This window comes from Kitasatospora sp. NBC_00240 (assembly GCF_026342405.1).
Classification (GTDB): domain Bacteria; phylum Actinomycetota; class Actinomycetes; order Streptomycetales; family Streptomycetaceae; genus Kitasatospora.
In genome coordinates this window covers 2,660,576-2,682,938 of sequence record NZ_JAPEMU010000001.1, presented here as the reverse complement: position 1 = coordinate 2,682,938, position 22,363 = coordinate 2,660,576, and the positions used below count along the sequence as shown (strand labels likewise).

Here is a 22,363-nt window from a genome sequence, read left to right as displayed (position 1 = left end):
GCCCCGGCACCTCGCCCGCCCCGGCACCTCGTCCGAACCGGCGCCTGGGGCGGCGGGGGCGTCACTCAGGCGCCGAAGTCCTCGACGAACCGGTCCGGGCCGGCGGTGAGGTCGAGCGGCTCCGGGGACGCGTCGAAGTCGGCCCACCGGACGGCGGGGACGGCGGGGGCCAGCTCGCTGAGCAGGGTGTGCACCACGGCGAGGGTGGCGGGCAGCGGGTCCTGGTCGCGCAGGACCAGGACCTGAAGGTCGGCCTGGTAGGACAGCTCGCAGCGGTGTTCGCCGGCCCGCACGGTGATGTCGAGGGTGTCGTCGAGGTCGCCGGCCAGGGTGCTGCCGGGCCACACCCGGGTGACGGTGGCTGCGAGCTGTTCGGCCGTGAAGTGCCAGGTGGCGTCGCTGCGCCGGTCGGCGCTCACGAAGTAGCTCGATCCCATCGTCGGGTCCTCCGAAGGGTGCCGGTCCGGTTGTCGGTCCTGGACATCCTCGCCTCCCCGGCGGGGCGGAACCTCGGTTTTCCCCGCCCGGAGCCGGGACGGGGCCGGCCGGGACCTGCGCCGGCCGGGGAGGGGAACCGCCGGGGCTCACGGGTGGCCATGCCGCGGCTGGGCGATCGTCTGGCCCTATGATCCCTTATGTCCCTTTCGGTGCCGTGCGGGCCCCCGCTCCGGGAGTCCGGTGCCCTCCGGTCGCCGAGCACGCCGCCGAGTCGAGGAGCGCGGACCGCATGACGCAGGCAACGCGGACGGCAGCCGGGATCGGAACGGCCGCCGGCATCGGAGTGACCACCCGCACCGGGGCGGCCGCCCGGACCGGCGCGGACGCCGGCACCACGGCCGGCCGGCCGCCCCGGCGGGCAACGGCAGGGGCAAAGGCGGCCGGGGGAACGGCCGGGCCGACGGCCGGGGCCGCCCGGTGACGGGGAAGCTGGCCGCCGCCGCCCAACGCCTGCGGGGACGGTTCGAGAAGCACCTGCCCCTGGTGAGCCGGATCGCCGGCCGGCTGGTGGAGGTGAACCTGCTGGAGGCGGCCACCCGGCTGGCCGCGCAGTGCTTCCTCACCGCCATGCCGCTGCTCTTCGTGACGGCCTCGCTCGCCCCCAGGGGCTTCGAGGACCAGGTGCTCAGCTCGCTGCGCTCGGCCTTCGGCCTGTACGGCAACGCCGAGACGCAGCTGCGCCAGCTCTACCAGGGCCACGACGACCAGCTGCGGGAGACCGTGGGCGCGATCGGCCTGGTGATGGCCCTGCTGTCGGCGACGGCGTTCAGCCGCGCCATGCAGCGGGTCTGCGAGCGGGCCTGGCAGCTGAACAAGGCCGGGGCCCGGATCGTGGCCTGGCGCTGGCTGGTCTGGGTGGCGTCCTGGCTGGTGATCCTCGTCCTCCAGGGGCCGATGCGGGAGGGCTTCGGGGCGGGGCAGATCCTCGGGATCCCGCTGGGGCTGGTGGCGAGCGTCCTGGTGTGGTGGTGGACGCAGCACCTGCTGCTGAGCGGGCGGGTGCGGTGGCTGCCGCTGCTCCCGGGGGCGCTGCTCACCGGGGTGGCGATGAGCCTGCTGTCGGTGACGGCCCGGCTGTACATCCCGGGCGCGCTCAACCGCAGCCTGTCCGAGTACGGGGCACTCGGGCCGGTCTTCACGCTGCTGTCCTGGCTGATCGCGCTGTGCGCCGCCGTGACGGGAGGGATCACGGTGGGCGCGGTGCTGGCCCAGGAGCACTTCCTGGCCGGCATGCTCGGGACCCCGCCCGCCACCGTGCAGCCGACCCCGTTCGGCCGTCCGCCCACGGCGCCCGCCGGGCCGGCCGCACCGACCGGGTCCGCCGGGCCGGCCGCGCCGACCGCCGCCGGCTCCGGTGGACTGCCACCCGGCTCGGACGCCGACCCGCCGCCACCGCCTCCGCCACCGCCTCCGCCGGTGCCTCCGCCCCCGCTCCCCTCCCGGGCGGCCGCCGTGCCGTACGCGCCCCCGGCCCCGCAGGGCGGGGACTGCGGGCCCTGAACCGGCGCACCGCCGGCGCCCGCGTCCGGTCGAGCCCGTTCATGCCCGATCGCGGCCGGTCGGGGCCGATCGCCGTCGGACCGGGCGTGGCAGCGACGGCCGCCACGCCCGGCCCGCCGCCGTCACTTCTCCCGCAGCAGCGGTTCGGCCCGGGTCAGGGTGTCGGCCAGTCGGGCCACGGCGGCCTCGTCGCGCTCGACCGGCTCGTACAGCGGGCCGTCGGCGGTCCGCCAGCGGCGGGCCACCTCCTCGGGGCGTTCTCCGGTGAGCAGGGCGGCGGCCTGGGCGGCCGCGCCGAGGGCGACCAGTTCGCGTCCGGCAGGCACCTGGACGGCTCGGCCGGAGAGCCGGCGTACGGTGTCGCGCCAGGCCCGGCCCTGGGCGCCGCCGCCGATCAGCAGGATCGGCGCGTCGGGGTCGGCGGGCTCGCCGCCGGCCCGCAGGACGTCGTCGAGGGCGGTGAGCAGGGTGTGGGCGGCGCCGTCGTAGGCGGCCTGCAGGATCTGGCCAGCGGTGGTGTCGTGCCGCAGTCCGTGCAGCAGGCCGGTGGCCTCGGGCAGGTTGGGGGTGCGTTCGCCGTCCAGGAAGGGCAGCACGACGACGCTGCCGCCGGGCTCGACCGCGCCGCGGTCGCGGCCGAGCAGGGCGGCGATCCGGTCCACGGCCTGGGTGCAGTTGAGGGTGCAGGCGAGCGGGAGCCAGCCGTCGGTGGCGTGTGCGAAGCCCGCCACGGTGCCGGTCGGGTCGCTGGGGCGGCCGCGGGTGGCGGCGTAGACCGTCCCGGAGGTGCCGAGGCTCAGCACGGGGCGGCCGGCGGTGGGGCCGGCGCCGAGGCCGAGGCCGAGGGCGGCGGCCATGTTGTCGCCGGTGCCGATCGCGATCCGGGTGCCGGGGGCGAGGGGGCCGTCGGCGGTGGCGGTGCCGGCCGGTCGGCCGGGGGTCAGGACGGTGGGCAGCAGGGCGGGGTCGAGGCCGACGGCGGCGAGGATCTCCTGGTCGTAGCCGTCGGCGGTCCACCAGCCGGTGCCGGAGGCGTCGCCGCGGTCGGTGACGGCCTCGCCGGTGAGGCGTTCGGTGAGGTAGTCGTGCGGGAGCCGGACGGCGGCGGTGGCGCGGGCCGCGTCGGGTTCGTGGGCGGCGAGCCAGGCCCATTTGGCGACGGTGAAGGCGGCGGTCGGGACGCTGCCGGTCCGGCGGGCCCACTCCTCGGGGCCGAGGCGCGCCACCAGCGCGCGGGCCTCGGGCGCGGAGCGGACGTCGTTCCAGAGCATCGCCGGGCGGACGGGCCGGCCGGCCGCGTCCAGGGTGACCAGGCCGTGTTGCTGCCCGGCCACCGAGACGGCTGCCGCGGCGCGGACGTGGCCGGTGTCGGCGAGGGCGGCGCAGAGGGCCTGCCACCACTGTTCGGGGTCGCTCTCGCGGGCACCGCCCGTTCCGGTGACGGTGTGCGGGGCTCGGCCCTCGCCGAGGACGGCGCCGGTCTCGATGTCCACGGCGAGGGCCTTGGTGGCCTGGGTCGAGCTGTCCACGCCGATCACCACGCGGGCGGTTGGTGCCATGGCTGTTGGGTCCTTCCCATGCTGCGTCGGGTGGGCTGCTGCGCCGGGTGGGGCTGCTGCCCGGATGGGCGGGGTGCGGTGGCGGCCGGGAGGAGGTCCGGCGGCGCGGGGGCTTTCGCGACACCGCCTCCGCATACTAGTTTGTTTTTCGCATTTGCAAATAGGGTGGGGGTGATGGCCCGACCCGATTCTTCCGACGTTCCACCCGGACGCCGGATCACCGGGCCGTCCCCTCCGACGCCGTACCGCCCCGTGCCGTCCCCCGTACCGCCCCGCCCGACCGAGCCGCCAGGAGCCCGACGATGAGCACCGACCGCACCGCCCCCACCACCCCCGCCGGCAACCTCACCCCCACCCCCGAGGACCGCTTCACCTTCGGCCTCTGGACGGTCGGCTGGCAGGGCCGCGACCCCTTCGGCGACGCCACCCGGCCGGCCCTCGACCCGGTCACCTCGGTCGAGCGGCTGGCCCAGCTCGGCGCCTACGGCGTGACCTTCCACGACGACGACCTGATCCCCTTCGGCTCCACCGATGTCGAGCGCGAGGCCCACGTCAAGCGGTTCCGCCAAGCCCTGGACACGGCCGGCCTCAAGGTCCCGATGGCGACCACCAACCTGTTCACCCACCCGGTCTTCAAGGACGGCGCCTTCACCGCCAACGACCGCGACGTCCGCCGCTACGCGCTGCGCAAGACCATCCGCAACATCGACCTCGCCGCCGAACTGGGCGCCGAGGTCTACGTCGCCTGGGGCGGTCGCGAGGGCTCCGAGTCCGGCGCGGCCAAGGACGTCCGGGTGGCGCTGGACCGGATGAAGGAGGCCTTCGACCTGCTCGGTGACTACGTCCTGGAGCAGGGCTACGACCTGCGGTTCGCGATCGAGCCCAAGCCCAACGAGCCGCGCGGCGACATCCTGCTGCCCACCATCGGCCACGCCCTGGCGTTGATCGACCGGCTGGAGCACCCGGAGCTGGTCGGCGTGAACCCCGAGGTCGGGCACGAGCAGATGGCCGGGCTCAACTTCACCCACGGCATCGCCCAGGCGCTGTGGTCCGGCAAGCTCTTCCACATCGACCTGAACGGGCAGTCCGGCATCAAGTACGACCAGGACCTCCGCTTCGGCGCGGGCGACCTGCGGCAGGCCTTCTGGCTGGTCGACCTGCTCGAATCGGCGGGCTACACCGGCCCCCGCCACTTCGACTTCAAGCCGCCGCGCACCGAGGACTTCGACGGCGTCTGGGCCTCGGCGGCCGGCTGCATGGCCAACTACCTGATGCTCAAGGAGCGCGCCGCCGCCTTCCGCGCCGACCCCGAGGTGCAGCAGGCCCTGCGGGCCTCCCGGCTGGACGAGCTCGCGCTGCCCACGGTGGCCGAGGACGAGGGCCTGGCCGGCCTGCTGGCCGACCGCACCGCCTTCGAGGAGTTCGACGTGGAGGCCGCCGCCGTGCGCGGGATGGCCTTCGAGCAGCTCGACCAGCTCGCCATGGAGCACCTGCTGGGCGCGCGCTGAGCCGTCGCGGGGCGACCTGACCACCCGACCGCCCGGCGGAGGCCTCAGACCTCGGCCGGGCGGCGGCGGAACGGCCCGTCCAGGGCGGCCCACTGCAGCAGCATGATGGTCTTGGCGTCGGCGATCGTGCCGCTCCGGATCATCGCCAGGGCCTCCTCGAAGGGCAGTTCCAGCACGGTGATGTCCTCGCCCTCGGCGGCGATCCCACCGCCCGCGTCGGTGGCGGTCGCCCGGCCGTAGGGGGCGGCGAAGAAGTGCAGCCGCTCGGTGACCGAGCCGGGGCTCATCCAGGCCGCGAAGGCGCGCTCGGGCGTGCCCACCGTGTGCCCGGTCTCCTCGGCGGCCTCCCGCCGGACGGCCTCCTCGGGGCTGTCCCCGTCCAGCAGCCCGGCGGCCGTCTCGACCAGCATCCCGTCCGGGTGCCCGTTCACGTACGCGGGGAGGCGGAACTGGCTCGTCAGCAGGACGGTCCGCCGCCCGGCGTCGTACAGCAGGATGGTCGCGCCGTCGCCCCGGTCGTACGTCTCGCGCTGCTCCCGGCTCCAGTGGCCGTCGCGGTGCCGGTACTCGAAGGTGGTCTTCCGCAGCACGTACCAGTCGCAGGAGAGCACCTCGACCTGCTCGATCCGCACGTCCGGGTTGCCGGTCAGGTCCCGGCCGTGCCGGTCCAGGCCGGTGCGGCCGCGCCGGTCGGGGGTGTCGATGCCGGCCGTCATCCGGCGGCCGGGAGCTGGTGGACGGCGGTGTAGACGTCCGAGCCCTGCGCGCGGGCCTGGGCGACCATCCGGTCCGCCCCCTCGGAGGGTCCGCCGATCCGCAGGACGGCGTCGCAGCGGGCGAGCAGCCGCTCGGCCACCGGGTGGAAGATCTCCTCGAACAGCGGGTCGCCGGGGCCGGCGCTGCCGGCCGTCTCCAGCAGGGGCAGCGCGAGGGCCTCGCCGGTGACCGGCAGGTGCCCGGCCCGGAAGAGCGCGAGGGCGGTCTCGTTCATCGCCCGGACGTTGGCGTCGAGCTTCGCGGGGTCGTCGCCGGTACCTGAGCGGTACGGGCCGGCGACCAGGATCATCAGCGGGTGTGGTGCGGTGGTCATGCCGGGTTCTCCTCGGGGGCGGGGCGGGGCGGGTGGTGGATGCCCTGCGGGATCAGGCCAGGACGGTGTGGACGCCGGCCTCGCGCAGCGCCGCCAGGGTCTGCGGGCCGTTCGGGTGAGTGCCGGGGTCCTGGGCGGCGGTGTCGGTGACGAAGGTGTCCACCGCGTCCAGCCCGGCGACCTGGCTGAACGCCCGGACCCCGAGCTTGGTGGCGTCGGCCACCGCGATCGTCCGGGTGGCCTGGGCGAGGGCCGCCTGCTTGACCGCCGCGTCGTCCAGCGAGAACTCCGACCACCCGTACTCGGCGTGCACGCCGCCGATGGACAGCACGTAGCAGTCGAAGGCCAGCGACTCCAGGGTGCGCAGCGCCAGCGGGCCGACCAAGGACCGCTCGCCGGGCCGGGACCGGCCGCCGACCACCAGCAGCTCGATCCCCGGCCGGTCCGCCAGGCCCATGGCGGCCTGCAGGCTGAGCACGGCCACGGTCAGCGGTGCCCGGTCGACGAGGTACCGCGCGACGTGCACCGTCGTGCTGCCCGCGTCCAGCAGCACCCGGGAGCCCGGTTCGATCATCGCGGCCACGGCGGCCCCCAGCCGGTCCTTGGTCGCGGCCTGCCACGGCTCACGGGCGACGAAGCCGGCGCCTTCCTCCCGCGACCAGGTGGCGACGGCGCCACCGTGCACCCGCTGGACCAGCCCCTGTCCTTCCAGCGCGTCCAAGTCCCGGCGGACGGTCATCTCGGAGACCCCGAGGCGCTGCGAGAGCTCCGAGACGGACACCCGTTCGGAGTTCTGCACCAGGCGCAGGGTCAGGTCCAGCCTGTTGGCTACGGTCATACGTCATGTCTAACACAGGAATGTTCGAATGAACGTCAGCCTGTGCGATGAGATGGGTGGGGCTGGGTGTCAGGGCGGTGGGGGAGTCCCGGCGGGGCCGATCCGGACACAGTGCACCCGGCCGCCCGGTCGGAACGCGAGGCTCAGCCGGCCCTCGCGCCGGATCGACTCCCTGACCAGCCGGTCCACCTCCGGGTGGGCGAGGAAGTACCGGAACGCGTCGGCCTGCACGGCGCCGAGCGGGAGCAGCCGCAGAGCTTCCCGGGTGGCGGCGAGCGCCTCCGGCAGGCGGTCGAAGGTCGCGGGGCCGCAGATGTCCTCGATCTCGACCGTCACCGGCCCGGGGCCCGTGACGGCGTCCGCGCCCGGCCCACCGCCTGCGCTCACCGGGCGTCACCGCCCGCCGGTCCGACGGTGGCCCGGACGACCTTGCCGACCCCGCCCGCACGCGGGTGGCAACCCCAGCCGGTGGACAGCTGCTCGATCAGCCGCAGGCCCCGACCGCCCTCGTCCTCGGCCCCGGCCGTCCGGGGCGTCGGTACGGCGTCGCCGGCGTCGTGCACCTCCACCCGAAGCTGCCCGGGTCGCAGCTCGAACCGGATCATGACCAGGCGTCCGTGCGGTGTACGAGCGTGCTGCACGGCGTTGTTGACCAGCTCGGTCAGCACCGACGCGGCGGCCAGGACGTACCGTTCGCCGCCGGGCCGCCCCGCCAGGAACTCGCGGAGGAGCCGGCGCGCGGCGCTCCCCGATCTCCGGTGTCGCGGCAACCAGCAGGCGTACTCGTCGGCCGAGGCAGGCGGCTTCTCCAGGATTCCGGGCATGACGATGTCCCGTCCGGACGTGGCTCGATGCTGGACAGCTCCTTTGCGGTAGAGCGGGTGTTGGGGTCTGTTCGCCCGGGTACGGCAACAGCTGTAGCACTGGCCGGGAAGGGAGAGACATGTCCGCACCCGACTTTGGCGGCGTCGCGTGGCGCAGGAGCAGCTTCAGCGCGCAGGGCGGTGAGTGCGTCGAGGTCGCCGACGGCGTCCCGGCGTCATGCCGGTCCGCGACTCCAAGGACCCCGAAGGCCCGGGGCTCGTCTTCCGGGCCGCTGCGTGGTCGGCGTTCGTCGCCGGGGTCAAGGCGGGGGCGTTCCGTCCGGGCGGCTGACCTGGGCGTGCGTCCCGCGCTGTGATCGGCCAGCGGCCCTGGACCGTCCTCCTCCCGGCCGGATCGGGGCCGGTACAGTGGCCGGATGGCGATCCAACGGGAGCAGATCCTCACCGAGCTCGGCGTGAAGCCGACCATCGTGCCCAAGGTCGAGATCCGGCAACGGGTCGACTTCCTCAAGGCGTACCTGCGGGCGACCTCGACCAAGGGATTCGTCCTCGGGATCAGCGGCGGCCAGGACAGTTCGCTGACCGGCAAGCTGTGCCAGCTCGCGGCCGAGGAGTTGCGGGCCGAGGGGGTCGAGGCCACCTTCGTCGCGGTCCGGCTGCCCTACGGGGTCCAGGCCGACGAGCACGACGCGCAGATCGCGCTGGAGTTCATCCGGCCCGACCGCTCGGTCGCGGTGAACGTCAGGCCCAGCGCGGACGCGGTCTCCGCCGAGGCCGCCCTCGGCCTGCAGGAGCTGCTGGGCGGCGAGCCCGTGCTGCGGGACTTCGTGCGGGGCAACATCAAGGCCCGCGAGCGCATGGTGATCCAGTACGCGATCGCCGGTCAGCTGGGGATGCTCGTCGTGGGCACCGACCACGCGGCCGAGGCGGTGACCGGCTTCTTCACCAAGTACGGCGACGGCGGTGTCGACATCACCCCGCTGACCGGCCTGACCAAGCGGCAGGGCGCCGCCCTGCTGGCCGAGCTCGGTGCCCCGCCGAGCGTCTGGGAGAAGGTGCCGACCGCCGACCTGGAGGACGACCGGCCCGCGCTGCCGGACGAGGTGGCGCTCGGCCTGAAGTACAGCCAGATCGACGACTACCTGGAGGGCGCCGAGGTCGCTCCCGAGGTGGCGGCGAAGCTGGAGTCCATCTACTTCGCGACCCGGCACAAGCGGGCCGTCCCGGTCACGCCGCTCGACGACTGGTGGCAGGCCTGACCGTACGTCGACCGCCCCGGATCCGCCGAAGCCGAAGCCGAAGCCGTTGATCGGCAGGCGGATCCGGGACGGGTCACGTCACGCGGTGGCCCGTCGGTGTATCACCGGGCCACGGACAGGCCGAACGGCACCGGCCCGAGCGCACGGACGAGGCCGCCGACCATCAGGATGAAGGCCTCGGGCGCCCGGGCGCTCTCCACGCCCCCGAGGTCGATGATCCAGTCAGCCGGCCAGCCCAGCTCGCGGAGCAGCCCGCGGACGGCCTTCTTCGCCTCGGCGTCGGCGCCGGACAGGAACGCGGTGGGCGGCGCGGCCAGCCTGGTGGGATCGGCCATGACCGACTCGTGCACGGTGTTGAGGGTCTTCACCACCCGGACGTCGGGCAGCGCCCGCTGGATCTCCTCGGCGAGGCTGCCGCCCGGGTAGCACAGCCCGGACGCGAAGCCGTGGGCGTCGGACTCGGTGGCGTTGGCGACGTCGACCAGGACCTTGCCCGCCAGTGGGGCGGCCAGCCCGCCGAGCACCTCCACCGAGACCGGCCCCGGCAGGGCGTTGACCACCAGGCCGGCCGACTCCGCCGCCTCCGCCAGGCCGGTCAGGCGTACCCCGGAGCCGGCCCACTGCTCGGCGGCCCGTCGCGGGTCGCGGGACCCGACGACGACCTCGTGGCCGCCGCCCCGCAATCTGCCGGCGAGGGTCCGGGCCACGGTGCCGGATCCGAGGACGGCGATCGTCGTCATGGCGTGTTCTCTCCTTGGTCGTACGGGCCGGTCGCACCGGGCCTGTTGCGCCGGGCCTGTCGCACCGGGATCGGTTCGTCCTCGACGACGTTAGGCGGCGCTACGGTTGCGGGGGAGTAGGCACTTCAAAGTGGCCTGCGTACCCGAAGGGATGCCATGACCGCCCGTACCGCCGTGCCTCCCCCTGCCGCCGCCGCTCCCCACGCCGAGTCCCGGGACGCCTACCAGGCCGACTGCGCCGCCTGCCCCACCAACCGGGTACTCGATCGGATGGGCGACAAGTGGGTCGGACTCGTCCTCAAGGAGCTGGCCGGGGGCCCGCAACGCTACGGGGAGCTGGCCCGCTCGATCCCCGGCGCGAGCCAGAAGATGCTCACCCAGACGCTGCGCCGCCTCGAACGCGACGGACTCCTCTCGCGCACCGTCACCCCGGCCGTGCCGGTACGCGTGGACTACGAACTCACCCCCCTCGGGCTGAGCCTGCTGCCCGTCCTGAACGCCGTGACCCGGTGGGCGGAGCAGAACATCGGGCAGGTCGACCGCGCACGCGAGGCCTACGACGCCCGACAGGGCTGAACCCCCCGGGCCTCGGCAGCGGACCGTGCCGAATCCCGGCGCACGGCGGGCCGCCCGGGCAGACTGCTCCCACGGAGCAGATCGCATGGAGCTGATCGCGCGGGGCCGGGACGCGGACGTGTACGCGCTGGACGGGGCAAGGGTGTTGCGGCGCTACCGGGACGGGGCCCCGACCCGGTTGGAGGCGCGGCTGATGACGCACCTCGCCGCCTGCGGGTACCCCGTGCCGCAGGTCCACGAGGTGACCGACACCGATCTCGTCCTGGAGCGGCTGACCCGGCCGACGATGACCGAGGCACTGGGCCGGACCCCTTGGCGGGTGGGCGCGTTCGGCCGGATGCCGGGCGGCCTGCACGACCGGCTGCACGACCGGCTGCACGCGATCCCGGCGCCGTCCTGGCTGCCCGCGCGCTTTCCCGCCGCCGGAGCCGGCGCCGGCCAGGGCCGGGTGCCGCACCTGGACCTGCACCCGAGCAACGTGATCACGACGGCCGCCGGTCCGGTGGTGATCGACTGGCGGAACGCCGCCGCCGGCGACCCGGCCGCCGACCTGGCGATGACCCTGGTGACCGTGGGCAGCGCGGAAGTACCCGGCCCGGCGGCCCGGTTCGGACGGGGACTGCTGCTGCGGGCCGCCCGGCGGGGCTCCGGCACCGACCCCGGCCCCAGGCTCCAGGAGCCGATCGCGGCCAAGCTGGCCGACCCCGACCTGACTCCCCGCGAGGCCGCTTGGCCGCACGCCCGGCTGGACGCGCCGGTGAACTCCTGACCGTCCGCGACCCGGGCCCCGTCCGGCCGTCAGTCCGAGAAGGTGACCTCGCCGGTGTCCAGCGAGTAGTACGCGCCGACCACCCGCAGCTTTCCGGCGGCGACCAGCGGCCGCAGCAGCCGGTCCGACCGCAGCCCGGCCACGGTCTGCCGGGTCTGTGCCCGGATCGTCGCCTCGACCAGCTGGTCGGCCGGGGCGCCCTTGCGGCGGGCCTCCTCGTACGGGGCACGCAGGTCACTGGCTATGTCGGCGAGGTGGCCGGGCAGCCGCTCGCCCTCGCGGTAGGAGTTCACCGCGGCCGTGACCGCCCCGCAGCGCTGGTGGCCGAGGACGACCAGCAGCGGGGCGCCGAGTTCGGCCGGACCGTACTCCAGGCTGCCGGTGACCAGGCCGTCACGGGTGTGCGCGGCGGTCCGGATCACCATCAGGTCGCCGAGGCCCTGGTCGAAGACCAGCTCCGGCGGCACCCGGGAGTCGATGCAGGAGAAGACGACCGCGAACGGCTCCTGGTGGGTGGCGAGGTCGCGGCGGCGGGCGGACGTGGCGTCCGGGTGCGCCGAGCGGTCGGCGACCCAGTTGGCGTTTCCCGCCTTCAGCCGGGCCAGCGCGTCGCCGGGCCCCTGCACCCCGGCCGCGCCGCCGCTCGCCGGTGCGGCTGCGGACGCCGTCCCGTTGCCCAGCTGGGCGGCCAGGGCCGCGACCGCCAGGGCCCCTGCCCTGAGCACGCTGCGCCGGTTCGTCATCATGGTCTCCCGCCCGTTGAAACTACTCCGTATGAGTGATGCCGGGTCACTTTAACGGCGCGAGAGGGGCGCTTGACCTGCGTATTTACCAGGGGAGTTGCACCTTGGAGGAACCAACGGCGCGGGCCCTCCCCGACTGACTCGAAGACTGTTCGAAGCGTCGAGCCGATCGGACGTACGGGCCGCGCCCCCGCCTGCTATCAAGATCGGCGACCTCGCCCGCGAGGCCCCGCCCCCGAGTCCGTCGGCCACCCGGCGGGCCTGCTCGCCGCCGCGTCAGTCCCGGAGCCAAGCCTCGGCGATGTCGTACCGGACGTCCTCGGTACGGGTGACCCTGAAGACGGACACCATCAGTCGCTCGTTCGCCCAGACGGAATGCAGGTTGCAGGTGATCAGGTTCAGGTACTCGAGGCCGAGGTAGGGCTCCTCCTGGTCGGGGTCGAGGCACTCGGCCCCGGGGGCGCCGGAGTTGGCGCCGACGGCTCGCAGGAGCCGCGCGGGGTCACCGGTCACGAACTGCTCGTCCCAGCCGTCGACGGCGAGGTCGGGCTGTCCGGGGACGTGGGCGAGGTACTTGCCGTAGGTCTCGGCCGAGTACATCTCGCAGACGGCGGTGATGCGGGCCTCGGGATGCGCCTTGACCTGGGCCTGGAAGGCGTTGTCGAGGTTGGTGGAGAGGATGCCGTCCTCACCGAAGGCCGGGTCGCTGATCTGGACGATGCCGCCCCAGCATCCGACGGTGACCAGGTCGAGGTCCTCGAGGTGATTCGGGTGGCCCAAGTCCCGGCGGCGCACGGGGTCGAGCTCTTCGGCGACCGTGGCCACGGTGGGGAGTGCGGCGACGACCGCGCGGGCGCGGACCGGGTCGTGGGCCGGCGCCCGGCGGGCGGCGTGGTGGTCGAAGGGGGCGGGGCAGGGCGGGTGGACGCGGGTGATCTGGATGACGGACTGGCGCCAGGCGACCTGCTGGTTCGGGCTCATGGCAGGGAGCCTAGGACAGGCCACCGTCAGGCAAGGGGACGCGATCCCACGGTGAAGGACCGCGGTCCGAGCGGGAGTTGCATCTCCGGAGGATGGTCCGGCGGCCGGTGGGTACGGGCCATGGCCTCCGGCCGGGAGCGGGTGCTCCGCTCCCGGCCGGACGCCTCCTTCGTGCCCGCTACTTCACGGTGCAGGACGTCCCGTTGAGGGTGGCCGCGGTCGGGTTGGTGTTGCCGCCCGTCCAGCTGCCGTTGAAGCCGAACGAGGTGCTGCCGCCCCCGGCCGCCAGTGAGCCGTTGTAACTCAGGTTGCTCACCGTGACGTTGGCTCCGGACTGGGTGTACGCGCCGTTCCACAGCGAGGTGATCTGCTGGCCGTTGGCGTAAGCCCACTTCACCGTCCACCCGGTGAGCGCGGTGGAGCCGGTGTTCTTCACGGTCACGTTGGCGCCGAAGCCGCCGCCCCACTGACTGGCGACCGCGTACGTGATCTCGCAACTCCCGCCGGCCGTCGGGCTGCTGGTGGCGGTGGGGGAGCTGGTCGCGGTGGGGCTGGCGGTGGCCGTCGGCGAGGCGGTCGCGGTCGGGCTGGTGGAGGTGGTCGGGGTCGCGGTGGCCGTCGCCGAGGGGGAGGCGGTGGCCGTGGGGCTCGGCGGCGTGCTGCTGGTGTCGCCCACGATGATGCCGCGCCCGTTGGTCCCGACGTACACCCGGCCGTACACCCGGGGGTCGCCGGTGATGGTGGCGCCGGTCCAACCCCACTGCTGGGCGTCGTTGTTGATCCTGGTCCAGCTGGCCCCGGCGTCGTCCGACCGGAAGATGCCCCGGACGCCGTTGATCTTCGCACTGGTGTAGAGCGCGGGGTAGGTCCGGCCGGGGGCGGGCTTGCCGAAGCCGATGCTGTCGGCCTGGTCGGCCGCCGCGATCCGGGTGAAGGTCGCACCCGAGTCGGTGGAGTGCCACAGGCCGTAGGCCGCGCCGCTGCCGGTGGTGCCGCCGGCGAACCAGACGTCGCCCTCGGTGGTGGTGAGCGCCTTGAAGCGGACGTTGCCGGTGGCCGGCAGGCCGGTCGCCGCACTGGCGGTGAAGGTCAGGCCGCCGTCGGTGGAGGTGTAGAACTTCCCGGCGGAGAAGGCGTAGAACTTCTTCGGGTTGACCCGGTCGGAGGCGACCCGGGCGCCCGCCGGCACACCGCCGGCGGCCGTCCAGGAGTTGCCGCCGAAGGTGGAGCTGGAGACCGCGCCGCCGTCCGGCGCCCAGAGCACCCGGCTGCCGTCCGCCGCCAGGGCCACGGTGCCGCCGCCGGTGGTGCCGGCCGGCTCGCTGTTCGCCTGGTACCAGTTGGCGCCGTTGTCGTTGGAGAAGGCGATCCGCTTGCTGGTGCTGCCGCTGTCCAGGTTGCCGGTGCGCACCACCATGTTCCCGTTGGCCTCGGCGTAGTCCAGGCTGGTGCTGGTGGTGAAGTTGGGCGAGGTGTACATCATCGCGGGCACGGTGGTGAGCGAGGTGTGCCGGAACCCGCCGATGTCGCCGAGCGCGCTGAGCAGGCCCGCGCCGGTGGGCGGGCTGATCAGGTCGTTGACGGCGGTCTCCTCCAGGCCCTGGACCACCGGCTTGATGGTGATCTTGCCGCCGGTGTCCCACCCGGTGAGGTTCTCGCTGCCGTAGAGGGTGGCGCCGGTGCCGTACATCATCCGGTCCGAGTTGAACGGGTCGATCTCCAGCGACTCGGTCATCCAGCCCAGCTTCGGCGTCTCCTCCGGCGGGCTCGGATTGGCGCCCCAGGTCAGCCAGGGGGAGCTGGAGACGTCCATGGTGTAGTGGTCGACCCGGGTCGGGTAGGAGCTGTACTCCCAGATCGGCTTCCACGTCGCCCCGAAGTCGGTGCTGCGGTAGATCTGGGTGTCCGGCCACCAGGAGCTGTAGCCGGTCGCCATCAGCACGTTGGGGTGCTGGCGGTCGATCGTCAGGCCGCTGTAGCCGAAGTACGCACCGGAGTCGGTGGAGGGCAGCGGGCTGATCCTGGTCCAGACGCCGGTCGCGGTGGCGTACCGCCAGATGTCGCCCTTGCCGCCGTCGTACGGGCCGCCGGTGTCGCTGGTGGCCAGGTAGAGGTAGCCGTTGACCGGGTCCAGCACGCCCTTGTGCGGCAGGAAGCCGGTCGGCTGCCCCGCCAGCCTGGTCCAGCTGGCGCCGCCGTCGGTCGATCTGTAGACGCTGTTGTCCTTGTCGGCGACGCCGACGTAGATGGTCTGTGTGGTGGCGCCGGCCGCGGCCGAGGTCTTGTCGAAGGTCACCCAGAGGACGCCCTGCTCGGCGCTCAGGTAGCCGTTGGCGTCGCTCGGGTCGGGCGCGTAGTGGCCGACGTTGGGGAACGCGGTGACCTGCGCCCAGGTGACGCCGTAGTCGGTGCTGCGCCAGAGGCCGTTGCCGCTGGGCGCGCCGAAGTAGAGCACCTTGTCGTTGTTGGGGTCGACGGCCAGGCGCTCGCCCATGCCCCGGCCCGGCATGTTGCCGCCGATCTTGAACGGCAGCGCCGTCCGGGCCCAGGTGGCGCCCTTGTCGGTGGAGCGCAGGATGGCGCCGTTGTCGGGGTCCCAGCTGTTGGTGTACATGCCTGCTGCCACGTACACGCGGTTGGTCTGCACCGGGTCGGTGGCGAGGCTGGCCACGCCGGTGAGGTTCCAGTCGTCCCAGCCGACCGAGTCGAGCAGCGGGATCCACTTCTTGGTGGCCGGGTCCTGGCGGTAGGCGCCGCCGATGTCGGTGCGGGCGTAGACCAGGTTCTTCTCGGTCTGGTTGAAGACGATGCCGGGGACGAAGCCGCCGCCGTCGATCCTGGCGTTGCTCCAGGTGTACGAGTCGGCGGTGGCGGCGTCTGGCGCCGCGGCGGCCGTGCCGCCGAGGCCGGTCATGGTGGTCAGTGCCAGGCCGCAACTGACCGCGACGGCGGTGAGTGCGGCTCTGGAACGGGGTGTGAGCATGGGTCGGGGTACTCCTCGGGGCGGGCCGGCGGGTGGGGGCCGGTCGGGTGGGGGATGTGGGAGCGCTCCCATCGTTGACCTGCCATCTGGACCCGTCAAGAGCCGAAGCAAGCTTCGATGCGCTTCGACACCTATTCGGACGGGCGGGCAACAAACTAGGATGCCGCGAGCCCCGCCGCGAGAGCCGCCGAAGGAGCATCCCCCGTGAATCCCCGCGAAACCGGCGCAGTTGACGGCGCCCCAGCAGACCCGTCCGCCGCCTCCGCACCACCCACCCCGATCAGGGACGACAGCCACGCCGTCCACGACACCGCCCCCGCCACCCGCTGGGAGGACGCCCACCTCTCCGGCAACGGCGAGTACGGGATCATGGTCAACGGCGGCCCGCACCGCGAGCGCGTCGTCCTCAACCACCACCGCTACGTCCTCCCCAACGGCACCCGCCACCTCCGGGCGCCCGAGACGGCCCACCGGCTGGAGGAGATCCGCGACCTCGTCCTCGCCGGCCGCGCCCCCGAGGCCCAACGGATCTGGGCCGGCGGCGCCGAACTGCGCTGGACCCAGTCCTTCCACCCCGGCCACGCCCTGGAGATCGCCACCCCCGCCCACGGGCCGGTCCACGACTACCTGCGCAGCACCGACTTCGCCACCGGCCAGATCACCGTCGGCTGGCAGGACGACGCCGGCCTCTGGCGACGGCGCTCCTTCGTCTCCCGCGCCGACGCCGTCGTCGTGCAGGAGCTCACCGGCCCGCCCGCCGACCTCCGGCTGCGCCTCACCGGAGACCTCCCCGACTGCCCCGAGGACGTCCGGCACCGCTGCACCGCCACCGAGGCGGCCCCCGCACTCGGCCTGCTGGACGCCCGCGCCACCTACCCGCCCGGCCAGGGCGCGTACGGCTTCGAGGCCGTCACCCTGGTGCACGCCCCCGGCGCCCGGATCGACACCGACGGGGACGTGCTGATCCTGCGCGGGGCCCGGCGCGTCCTGCTGCTCACCGCCCTCGACCGCCAGGAACAGCCCGGGTGGCACACCGGCACGATCCGCCGCCGCCTCGGCCGGCTCCCCGCCGACTACGACACCCTGCTGGCCGCGCACACCGCCCTGCACACCCCCGCCTACCGGCGCGCCACCCTGGACCTCGGCGGCGCCGGAGCGGCCGCCCGTACGACAGAGCTGATCGAACGTCAGCACAAGCAGCCGGACCGCCTCGACCCCGCGCTGCTCGAACTGCTCTTCCACAGTGGCCGCTACCTGCTGCTCTCCGCCAGCGGAGTGCTGCCGCCCCGCCTCACCGGGCTCTGGATCGGCGGCTGGGGCGCCGCCTGGGCCGGTGACTTCACCACCGACGCCAACCTCAACCTCCAACTGGCCGGCGCCAATCCGGCCGCCCTGCCGGAGGCCGTGCACGCGCACGCCGCGCTGGTCCGCGGCCAGATCGCCGACTGGCGGGCCAACGCCCGGGCCCTGTACGGCGCCAGGGGCCTGCTCGCGCCCGGACGCACCGACGGCGAGCACGGGCACCTGTTCCACCTCGACGACGACTGGCCCTGGCCGGCCTGGCTGGCCGGCGCCGACTGGCTGCTGCACCCGCTGCACGAGTACTGGCGCACCACCGGCGACGACGAGTTCCTGCGCCTCGAACTGGCCGGCTGGCTGATCGGCGCCGCCGAGTTCTTCGAGGACTTCCTCACCCGCACCGACGACCGGGGCCGGGTCGTCTTCGTCCCGTCCTACTCCCCGGAGGTCGCCCCCGAAGGGGCGGCCGGCTCCGCCACCGTGAACGCCGTGATGGACGTCGCGGCCGGCCGGCACGCCCTGGAGACGGCTGTGGAGGTCTGCGAGCACCTCGGCATCGAGCCCGAGGCCGTGGCGCGCTGGCGGGCCCTGCTGCCACGGCTCCCGGCGTACCTGGTCAACTCCGCCGGCCGGCTCACCGAATGGGCCTGGCCCGGCCTGGACGGCAACCTCGACCACCGGCACGTCAGCCACCTCCACCCGGTCTGGCCGCTGCGCGAGATCACCCGGGACGCCACCCCGGCGCTCGCCGAGGCCGCGCACCGGGCCCTCGCCGAGCGCGGCGACGAGAACCTCTCCGCCCACGGCAGCCTGCACCGCGCGCTGGCCGCCGCCCGCCTGCGCGACGCCGGGCTGGTCCGCGCCAACCTGCTGAAGATCCTCGGCGGCGACATGCTGTTCCGCTCGCTGATGACCTCGCACAACCCCGGCCTGGAGATCTACAACGCCGACGCCGCGATCACCCTGCCCGGCCTGCTCCTGGAGCTCCTGGTCGACGCCCGGCCCGGCCGGCTCGACCTGCTGCCGGCCCTGCCCGAGGAGCTCACGCGCGGCACCGTCCGGGGGGTGGCCTGCCAGGGCCGGGTCACCGTGCTGGAGCTCGAATGGGATCTGACGGCGGGCACCGCACGGGCGCTGCTGCGCTCCGCCGTCGACCAGGTGCTCGCCGTGCACTGCCGGGGCGCCGGCCGGGAGGTCACCCTGGTGGCGGGCGGGGAGCGGGAGGTGCGGTTCGGCTGCTGAGCGGGGTGGCGGTGGCCCGTCCCAGGTCAGGGGCAGGCCTGGCCGGCGCGGGCCGGCCGGGGCCGCGAATCCGGTGGCCCCGGGCCGCGCCGGGTCGTACCGTCGGCCCCATGCAGCTGCTCTCCCTGAACATCGGCCGACCGCGTCCCAACCCGTGGAAGGGCATCGCCCTGACCGGGATCGACAAGCGCCCGGTCGACGGCCCGGTCGCCGTGACGGCCCCCGGGCCCAAGGGCACCGGCGCGGTGGGCCTGGCCGGGGACCGCGTCTACGACGTGAAGCACCACGGCGGCGCCGACCAGGCCGTCTACGCCTACGCGAGGGAGGATCTCGACCGCTGGGAGCCCGAGTTGGGCCGCCCGCTGCCCGACGGCTGCTTCGGGGAGAACCTCACCACCAGCGGTCTCGACGTCAACGGCGCCCTGATCGGCGAGCGTTGGCGGATCGGCCCGGACGTCGTCCTGGAGGTCTCCTGCCCGCGCATCCCCTGCGGCACCTTCCAGGGCTGGCTGGAACGCGCGGGCTGGATCAAGGAGTTCACCCGGGCCGCGCTCCCCGGGGCGTACCTGCGGGTGATCGAGCCCGGCGAGATCCGCGCCGGCGACCGGATCGAGATCGTGCACCGGCCCGACCACCAGGTGACGGTGGCCGCGTCCTTCCGAGCCATGACCACCGAACCGGAGCTGCTGCCGGGCCTGCTGGTGGCGGACGCGCTGCCGGCGGAGGACCTGGAGCAGATCCGCGGGCGCCTCGCACGACGGCGCCCCGACCGGTGACCCGGCCGGGGCGCTTCGGGCGGCCGCCGCGGGCATGACTCAGCCGCGGGCCACCCGGAAGGACGCCAGGCGCTGCTCCCCGCGCAGCACCAGGTGCAGGTCGTGCACCCCGCCGGGGCTGTCCGGCAGGTCGACGCGGACGCTGGTCCAGGCGTACCGCCCGCCGGTGGACGGCACGGCGAGACTCGCCAGCAGCGTGCCGCCGTCCGGGCCGCCGTCCCTGCCGCCGCCGGTCCGTAGCTCCAGCACCGCGCCGCCCGCGCCCTCGCGGGCCACCTCGGCCTCGAAGGCCAGTGGCCCGCCCGGCAGTTCGACCGCCCGGAACACCAGCCGCGCCGCTGCACCCTCGGCCACCGGGGCCACCGCGTCGCCGTGGTCGCGGTGGGCGTCCACCAGGGCGATCCCGGCGTGGTCGTCGAAGTCGACGGCCCGGACGGTCCGCCCCAGCACCTGACGCGGGCCGGGCGGCGGCCCGTCGACGGTCAGCGGCACGGACAGCTCGACCGCCCCGGCCGAACGTCCCACCAGGATTTCGTACGCGCCCGGGTCGACGGTGAACCCGCCCTCGGCCACGTCCCAGTGCGCCAGCGCCGACCGCGGCAGGGTGAACTCCACCCGCCGGCTCCCGCCCGGAGCCAGCCGCAGCTTGCGGTAGTCGGCCAGCCGCAGCAGCGGCGCCTGGTACCGCGCCCCCAGCGCCCGGGTGTAGAGCTGCACGGTCTCCGTCCCCGGCCGCGCGCCGGTGTTGCGGACCTCCACCGCGCAGCGGATCTCCTCGCCGTCCAGGGCCGCCGTCAGCCCGGCGTACTCGAAGGACGTGTACGAGAGCCCGTGCCCGAACGGGAAGGCCGGCGCGGCCCGGTGGTACTGGTACGTCCAGCCGGCCTGGACGATGTCGTAGTCCAGGCGCTCGGGCAGCGGGTCGTCCCCCCGGTACCAGGTCTGCGGCAGCCGGCCGGCCGGGTCGCTGTCACCCAGCAGGACGGCGGCCAGTGCGCGGCCGGTCTCCTGGCCGCCGTGCGAGGTCCACAGCACCGCCGGCACCTGTGCGGCGGCCCGGTCGACGGCGTAGGGGTAGCTGCTCATCAGCACCAGCACGGTGTCGGGGCACTCGGCGGCGACGGCGCGCAGCAGGGCCTCCTGGGCCGGCGGCAGGTGCAGGTCGGCGCGGTCCTGGGTCTCCCGGCCGTTGATGTGCGGGTCGTTGCCGAGGACGACGACGGCCGTGTCGGCGGCGCGGACGGCGGCCAGTGCCTCGGCGGCGCCGTCCCGGACGACCCTCCTGGTCCACCGCTCGGCCCCGGCCGGCGTCCCGGCGGAGACGGTGACCAGGCCGGTGACCGGATCGACGGCCGCGTACCCGCCGCTGTACACGTTGCGGAGCAGCTCGGTGCCGTCCGGGCCCGGCTCCAGCCGGAAGGTCTCGTGCACGTCCCAGCCGTTCGGCTGGGTCTGGTCGGCGGCGAGGCCGAGGCCCTCGTCCTTGAGGGTGACGTAGCGCCCGGAGGCGGCGCTGCGCAGGGTCAGCACGCCGCCGCCCCAGTCGAACAGGTCGAAGCAGGCCTCGTCGACGGCCTTGCCGTCGCCGACGTTCCCGTCGACGGCCTTGCCGTCGCCGACGTTCCCGTCGACGGCCTTGCCGTCGCCGACGTTCCCGTCGCCGGCCCCTTCCGTCGCGGTCACGGTCATCGGCCCGGCCGGATCGCCCGCGGGGACGGCGAGCAGCCCGCCGGTGGAGGCCGCCCGCAGGGTGATCCGGTCCACGCCCTCGGTGCACGACACCTCGCCGCCGCGGGCGCCCAGGGCTGCGCCGAGCCCGGCCGCCACGGTGATCCGGTACGGCATGGTGCCGCTGTACCAGTCCTCGAACAGGGTGTCGGCGAGCGGGCCGACCACGGCGACCCGGCGCCCCTCGGCGGGGTCGAGCGGCAGCAGCGCCCGCTCGTTCCTGAGCAGGACGACGGACTCGGTGGCGGCGCGCAGCGCGAGGTCGCGGTGCGCGGGGGAGTCGACCACCGACCAGGGCGTGGCGCCGTACGGGCCGGGGCCGGGGTCGAACTCGCCGAGCCGGAAGCGGATCGACAGCTGGCGGCGCACGGCCCGGTCGACGTCGGCCTCGGTGAGCAGGCCGCGGGCCAGGGCCTCGGTGATCCGGGCGACGGTGGTGCGCGGGTCGTCGGCGTGGTCGGTGAAGCTGTCGACGCCGGCCCGCAGGGCGGCGGCGTGCGACTCGGCGTGGTCCTCGAAGTAGTGCTCGGGGTCGACCAGGTTGGAGGGGGCCTCGGCGTCGCTGCAGACGTACAGCTCGTGCCCGGTCGGCGCGGCCCAGCGCCTCAGTTCGTCCTCGATCAGCGGACTCACGTGGCAGGGGCGGCCGTTGACCAGGTTGTAGGCGGGCATCACGCCGGTCGCGGAGCCGCTGGCGACGGCGGTGCGGAACGCGGCCAGGTCGTACTCGTGCAGGACCCGCGGGCGCAGGCCGGAGGAGGTCACGCAGCGCTCGTCCTCGTTGTTGTACGCGAGGAAGTGCTTGAGGATCGGCGCGGTGCGCAGGTGGTCGGGGTCGTCCCCGGCCAGGCCCCGGCAGAAGGAGTCGGCGAGGCGGGCGGTGAGCAGCGGGTCCTCGGCGTAGCCCTCCTCGTTGCGGCCCCAGCGCGGGTCCCGCAGCAGGTTCACCACGGGCGCCCAGGCCTGCAGGCTGATCCGGCCCTCGCCGGCGAGCGGGGCCCGGTGGTGGTGGAAGGCCCGGAGTTCGGTGCCGATCGCGGTGGCGACCTCGTGCAGCAGCTCGTCGTCCCAGGTGGCGCCCAGGCCGACGGCCTGCGGGAAGACGGTGGCGGCGCCGAGCCAGCCGACGCCGTGCAGGGCTTCGGTGCCGGTACGGAAGGCGGCCGTACCGAGCCGGGGGACGGCGGGGGAGTACTGGTGCAGCATGGCGATCCGCTCGCCGGGGGTGAGCCGGGCGAGGAGGTCCCCGACGCGTGTCCGCAGCGGTCGTGCGGGGTCGCGGAAGGCGAGCTGCTCGATGGGCGGCCGGTCGGGCACAGCGGTGGTCGTCACCTGGGAAACCCCTCGGGGATGGGCGTGCGGGGAGAGTGGCTGCGGCGCGGGGCGGGGGAGGTCCTGACCCTGACAGCGTCCCGGCGGGCCGCGATGTTGAAACGCTTCGAAAGTGGCA

Annotated in this window: 19 protein-coding genes and 1 pseudogene; 8 read left to right on the top strand and 12 right to left on the bottom strand. The window is 74.4% G+C overall.

Annotation, left to right across the window (positions count from 1 at the left end; genetic code table 11):
- Positions 1-65: 65 nt before the first annotated feature.
- The gene (locus OG689_RS11575) at positions 66-437 is read right to left on the bottom strand and encodes a hypothetical protein (RefSeq protein WP_266319908.1); all 372 of its coding nucleotides are present in this window, start codon (positions 435-437) and stop codon (positions 66-68) included.
- A 478-nt stretch (positions 438-915) separates the two neighbouring features.
- On the opposite strand from OG689_RS11575, the gene OG689_RS11570 reads away from it, so the two are divergent.
- Entirely contained in the window at positions 916-1,998 is a 1,083-nt protein-coding gene (locus tag OG689_RS11570; protein ID WP_266319906.1) for a YhjD/YihY/BrkB family envelope integrity protein, read from the top strand.
- Between the two features lie 122 nt (positions 1,999-2,120).
- Here OG689_RS11570 and xylB read toward each other — a convergent pair whose 3' ends face one another.
- Entirely contained in the window at positions 2,121-3,557 is a 1,437-nt protein-coding gene (gene xylB, locus OG689_RS11565; protein WP_266319904.1) for a xylulokinase, read from the bottom strand.
- A 302-nt stretch (positions 3,558-3,859) separates the two neighbouring features.
- On the opposite strand from xylB, the gene xylA reads away from it, so the two are divergent.
- Entirely contained in the window at positions 3,860-5,065 is a 1,206-nt protein-coding gene (xylA, locus tag OG689_RS11560; RefSeq protein WP_266319902.1) for a xylose isomerase, read from the top strand.
- A gap of 44 nt (positions 5,066-5,109) precedes the next feature.
- Here xylA and OG689_RS11555 read toward each other — a convergent pair whose 3' ends face one another.
- The 5 genes from OG689_RS11555 to OG689_RS11535 form a co-directional block, all read right to left on the bottom strand.
- Positions 5,110-5,781 (bottom strand): NUDIX domain-containing protein, encoded by a 672-nt coding sequence (locus tag OG689_RS11555; protein WP_266319900.1) that lies wholly within the window; start codon positions 5,779-5,781, stop codon positions 5,110-5,112.
- A complete protein-coding gene (locus OG689_RS11550) occupies positions 5,778-6,155 on the bottom strand; it encodes a DUF4406 domain-containing protein (RefSeq protein ID WP_266319898.1) in 378 nt (125 codons plus the stop codon). The genes OG689_RS11555 and OG689_RS11550 overlap by 4 nt, the downstream gene beginning before the upstream one ends.
- 52 nt (positions 6,156-6,207) lie before the next feature.
- Complete coding sequence (locus OG689_RS11545) at positions 6,208-6,993, bottom strand: DeoR/GlpR family DNA-binding transcription regulator (protein WP_266319897.1); 786 nt, start codon at positions 6,991-6,993, stop codon at positions 6,208-6,210.
- Positions 6,994-7,062: 69 nt separating this feature from the next.
- A complete protein-coding gene (locus tag OG689_RS11540) occupies positions 7,063-7,380 on the bottom strand; it encodes a hypothetical protein (protein ID WP_266319896.1) in 318 nt (105 codons plus the stop codon).
- Positions 7,377-7,817 (bottom strand): ATP-binding protein, encoded by a 441-nt coding sequence (locus tag OG689_RS11535; protein ID WP_266319895.1) that lies wholly within the window; start codon positions 7,815-7,817, stop codon positions 7,377-7,379. The genes OG689_RS11540 and OG689_RS11535 overlap by 4 nt, the downstream gene beginning before the upstream one ends.
- 119 nt (positions 7,818-7,936) lie before the next feature.
- Between OG689_RS11535 and OG689_RS11530 the strand changes: the two are divergent.
- Together OG689_RS11530 and nadE are read left to right on the top strand one after the other, a co-directional pair.
- Positions 7,937-8,148: pseudogene (locus tag OG689_RS11530) on the top strand (DUF397 domain-containing protein).
- An 85-nt stretch (positions 8,149-8,233) separates the two neighbouring features.
- On the top strand, positions 8,234-9,076 hold the full coding sequence (gene nadE, locus OG689_RS11525) for an ammonia-dependent NAD(+) synthetase (protein ID WP_266319893.1): 843 nt from the start codon (positions 8,234-8,236) through the stop codon (positions 9,074-9,076).
- A gap of 101 nt (positions 9,077-9,177) precedes the next feature.
- On the opposite strand, the gene OG689_RS11520 is transcribed toward nadE, so the two are convergent.
- The gene (locus OG689_RS11520) at positions 9,178-9,816 is read right to left on the bottom strand and encodes an NAD(P)-binding domain-containing protein (protein ID WP_266319892.1); all 639 of its coding nucleotides are present in this window, start codon (positions 9,814-9,816) and stop codon (positions 9,178-9,180) included.
- A gap of 156 nt (positions 9,817-9,972) precedes the next feature.
- On the opposite strand from OG689_RS11520, the gene OG689_RS11515 reads away from it, so the two are divergent.
- Positions 9,973-10,392 carry a helix-turn-helix domain-containing protein gene (locus OG689_RS11515; RefSeq protein WP_266319890.1) on the top strand — a complete coding sequence of 140 codons (420 nt, stop codon included), beginning with the start codon at positions 9,973-9,975 and terminating at the stop codon, positions 10,390-10,392.
- An 85-nt stretch (positions 10,393-10,477) separates the two neighbouring features.
- Positions 10,478-11,161 carry an aminoglycoside phosphotransferase family protein gene (locus OG689_RS11510; RefSeq protein WP_266319888.1) on the top strand — a complete coding sequence of 228 codons (684 nt, stop codon included), beginning with the start codon at positions 10,478-10,480 and terminating at the stop codon, positions 11,159-11,161.
- Positions 11,162-11,190: 29 nt separating this feature from the next.
- Here OG689_RS11510 and OG689_RS11505 read toward each other — a convergent pair whose 3' ends face one another.
- The 3 genes from OG689_RS11505 to OG689_RS11495 form a co-directional block, all read right to left on the bottom strand.
- The gene (locus OG689_RS11505; RefSeq protein ID WP_266319886.1) at positions 11,191-11,904 is read right to left on the bottom strand and encodes a carbonic anhydrase; all 714 of its coding nucleotides are present in this window, start codon (positions 11,902-11,904) and stop codon (positions 11,191-11,193) included.
- 276 nt (positions 11,905-12,180) lie between these two features.
- Positions 12,181-12,885, bottom strand: a complete 705-nt coding sequence (locus OG689_RS11500) for a DUF6333 family protein (RefSeq protein ID WP_266319884.1) — start codon at positions 12,883-12,885, stop codon at positions 12,181-12,183.
- A gap of 178 nt (positions 12,886-13,063) precedes the next feature.
- Complete coding sequence (locus OG689_RS11495) at positions 13,064-15,799, bottom strand: cellulose binding domain-containing protein (protein WP_266327030.1); 2,736 nt, start codon at positions 15,797-15,799, stop codon at positions 13,064-13,066.
- Positions 15,800-16,072: 273 nt separating this feature from the next.
- Between OG689_RS11495 and OG689_RS11490 the strand changes: the two genes are divergently transcribed.
- Together OG689_RS11490 and OG689_RS11485 are read left to right on the top strand one after the other, a co-directional pair.
- Positions 16,073-18,409 (top strand): glycoside hydrolase N-terminal domain-containing protein, encoded by a 2,337-nt coding sequence (locus OG689_RS11490; RefSeq protein WP_266319883.1) that lies wholly within the window; start codon positions 16,073-16,075, stop codon positions 18,407-18,409.
- Positions 18,410-18,519: 110 nt separating this feature from the next.
- Positions 18,520-19,185, top strand: a complete 666-nt coding sequence (locus OG689_RS11485; RefSeq protein WP_266319882.1) for an MOSC domain-containing protein — start codon at positions 18,520-18,522, stop codon at positions 19,183-19,185.
- Between the two features lie 39 nt (positions 19,186-19,224).
- On the opposite strand, the gene OG689_RS11480 is transcribed toward OG689_RS11485, so the two are convergent.
- On the bottom strand, positions 19,225-22,245 hold the full coding sequence (locus OG689_RS11480; protein WP_266319880.1) for a glycoside hydrolase family 3 C-terminal domain-containing protein: 3,021 nt from the start codon (positions 22,243-22,245) through the stop codon (positions 19,225-19,227).
- Positions 22,246-22,363: the final 118 nt, after the last annotated feature.